The organism is Psychrobacter sp. (assembly GCF_036731945.1).
Taxonomy (GTDB): Bacteria; Pseudomonadota; Gammaproteobacteria; order Pseudomonadales; family Moraxellaceae; genus Psychrobacter.
Genome location: NZ_DAINDI010000054.1, coordinates 9,514 through 12,692, shown reverse-complemented (window position 1 = coordinate 12,692; position 3,179 = coordinate 9,514). Strand labels below are relative to the sequence as shown.

4 protein-coding genes are annotated in these 3,179 nt (G+C 44.2%); 2 read left to right on the top strand and 2 right to left on the bottom strand.

The window, feature by feature from the left end; translation table 11 throughout:
* Window positions 1-288 (top strand): electron transfer flavoprotein subunit beta/FixA family protein (locus V7D75_RS10910; protein WP_442968955.1); only part of this gene is annotated, 288 nt, incomplete at its 5' end.
* Between the two features lie 148 nt (window positions 289-436).
* Window positions 437-1,369, top strand: a complete 933-nt coding sequence (locus V7D75_RS10905; protein ID WP_333614576.1) for an electron transfer flavoprotein subunit alpha/FixB family protein — start codon at window positions 437-439, stop codon at window positions 1,367-1,369.
* Window positions 1,370-1,460: 91 nt separating this feature from the next.
* Here V7D75_RS10905 and V7D75_RS10900 read toward each other — a convergent pair whose 3' ends face one another.
* Window positions 1,461-2,255 carry a TrmH family RNA methyltransferase gene (locus V7D75_RS10900; protein WP_333614575.1) on the bottom strand — a complete coding sequence of 265 codons (795 nt, stop codon included), beginning with the start codon at window positions 2,253-2,255 and terminating at the stop codon, window positions 1,461-1,463.
* A gap of 98 nt (window positions 2,256-2,353) precedes the next feature.
* On the bottom strand, window positions 2,354-3,179 hold an 826-nt coding region (locus V7D75_RS10895; RefSeq protein ID WP_333614574.1), incomplete at its 5' end, for a class 1 fructose-bisphosphatase.

The window sequence follows — 3,179 nt, the reverse complement described above, 5'->3', positions numbered from 1 at the left end:
GTCACGCGTGAAATCGACGGTGGTCTGCAAACCCTAGCACTTGATCTACCAGCGGTTATCACCACTGACTTACGCTTAAATGAGCCACGTTATGCTAAATTGCCTAACATCATGAAAGCGAAGAAAAAGCCACTTGATGAAAAAACGCCTGCTGATTTTGGTGTCGATATGACTTCTAAGCAAGAAATTATCAAAGTCGTGCCACCTTCTGAGCGTAAAGCGGGTATCAAGGTAGGTTCAGTTGATGAGTTGGTCGATAAGCTAAAAAATGAAGCAAAAGTTATCTAAGGCGTGAGTCTTTTAATATTTTGCTACGGCATATCTTGTGCAAAATGATGCTATCTAAAAGGTTTCATATTTAAGCTGATTTGATAAATCGTTTTGTACACAAACAACCGCATGAATAGATGATACGAATAAATAAAGGATAAAAACAATGGCAATTTTGGTATATGCAGAACATGACAATGCCAGTCTAAAAAAGGCAACTTTGAACACGATCGCTGCTGCTAAGCAAATAGGCGATGACGTCCATGTATTGGTCGCTGGTAGCGGCGCGCAGGCAGCAGCTGATGCAGCCGCTAAAGCTGAAGGCGTGACTAAAGTACTATTAGCCGATAACGCCGCTTATGAGCATCAATTGGCAGGCAACATTGCCCTATTGGTTGCTGACATCGCTGGTGATTATAGCCATATCATCGCTGCTGCTACCACCACTGGCAAAAACTTTATGCCACGTGTCGCCGCTTTACTTGACGTGAGCATGTTGTCAGAAATATCTGCGGTCGTAGACGCAAACACCTTTGAACGTCCTATCTATGCAGGTAACGCCACAGCAACAGTTAAGACTTCAGAAAATAAAGTGGTTCTAACAGTCCGTACCACCGCTTTTGACCCTGTGGCAAGCGAAGGTGGTTCAGCGTCTGTTGAGACACTCGATAACGTGCAAGAGACTGGTAAAGCAAGTTTCGTCAATGAAGAGATGGCAAAATCTGACCGCCCTGAATTGACTTCAGCAAGCATCGTGGTTTCTGGTGGTCGTGCATTAGCGAATGGTGAAAACTTCACTAAATATATCGAGCCACTAGCTGATAAGCTTGGCGCTGCGGTTGGCGCATCACGTGCTGCTGTTGATGCAGGCTATGTACCAAACGATATGCAAGTTGGTCAAACAGGTAAAATCGTTGCACCAGACCTTTATATCGCAGCGGGTATCTCAGGCGCGATTCAGCATTTAGCAGGTATGAAAGATTCTAAAGTGATCGTTGCTATCAACAATGACCCAGAATCACCAATCGCGAGCGTTGCTGATTACTTCTTAGAAGCCGATTTATTTGAAGCACTACCTGAGTTAACTAGTAAGATTTAATGGTTAATTACTAGATAAGTAATCAAGCACAAAAAACCCGCTATAAAAATAGCGGGTTTTTTTATTATCGAATTTAATTTACTTAACAATATTAGCTATATTCCCTTTGTCGCAACGTTTCATACAAGCATAATGAGCCTGCGATAGCGACATTCAGGCTTTCTTGACCATTAGGCTGCGGCAAGGCAATAGGGATCGCGCATTGCATTAGCTCATCACAAACGCCTTGACCTTCATGTCCCATAATCCAAGCAATAGGTTTTTTTAAGTCGTGTTGATAAATCACGGTATCGGTATGCGAGCTAGTGGCAAATAGCGGCGTTTGCACATAATCCAAAATATCTTGCACGCTTAACCCTTCGTAAATGGTAAGGGCAAACTGTGCGCCCATACCTGCTCTGAGCGTTTTTGGTGACCATGCTTGCGCGGTTGAACTGGTACAAAGTATATTTTTAATGCCAACCGCCGCCGCCGTGCGCAGTAACGTACCGACATTGCCGCTATCTTGGACGTCATTAAGAATCAAGCAGTCATCATTGATGGCTTTAATACTAGGCGTTGGAATGTTAATCAGCGCCATGATATCGATGCCAGTCCCTAAGCTACGAATACCTTCGTACAGGCTATCTGCTAAAGTCAAAATAGGTGTATAAGTCGGCAGGCGCGTTAAAATCTGCTGAACCTCAAGATGCTGGTGCGCCGATTCAGACAGCAATATTTGCACGAATGGGTAATCGCTACGCAAAGCAGCATCGATAAGGTGCACGCCTTCAATGACGGTTTGCCCTTGTTTCTTACGCTGGCGCGCTTGTGTCAATAGCCCTTTGATAAGTTTGACAGTCGGATTTTTATCTGAGGTAATCAGTTCGGTTGGATTTGCTACCATAATGGATCGCTTAAAATATAAAGAGTTTGAATCATCAGCGTAAAGTCGATTGTTTATATCGCTGTACGCTGTGTATTATCAAATTGGGTGCAAATTATTTATTTATCAGCATGTTTTAAATGCAGATTTTTAACGTAATCGACTTCATTTTTACTACCAAGTACCACAGGGACACGTTGGTGAATATCCGTTGGTTCTATATCCAAGATACGCTGCACCGCGTCGGTAGCAGCGCCGCCTGCGCGCTCAATCAATAAGCTCATTGGATTGGCCTCATACATCAAGCGTAATTTCCCTGCTTTACTGGCATCTTTGGTGTCAAATGGATAGGTGAATAAACCGCCGCGACATAAAATACGATGCACATCACCGACCATTGCTGCTACCCAGCGCGTGTTAAAGTCACGGCCGCGCACACCAGTCTTGCCAGCAATCAGTTCGTCGATATATTGCTGCATAGGCGCTTGCCAATAGCGATAGTTTGAAGCGTTGATAGCGTATTCACTAGTATCCGCATCAATCTGAATATCCTCTTCTATCAGCACATAGTCATTGCTATCAGGGTCTAGGCTAAACATCACGACATTATCGGCAATGGTTAATGCCAGTACCGTAGAGGTGCCGTATAGCAAATAACCGGCGGCTAGCTGTTGATTACCTGCTTGTAAAAAATCGCTATTTTCACTGACTTGACCTTGGCGTTGGTATGGCAAGATGGAGAAGATGGTACCGACGGCCATATTGATATCGATATTTGATGAACCATCAAGCGGGTCGAACAATACCAACAAACTACCGTCAGCGTTGGCAGGGGTGGCATCGTCGAGCTCTTCTGAGGCAACGCCGGCACAATGCGCGTTGTTTGCCAAAGCCTCTAATAATAAATCGTTAGCTAAGACGTCGAGTTTTTTCTGATCTTCACCT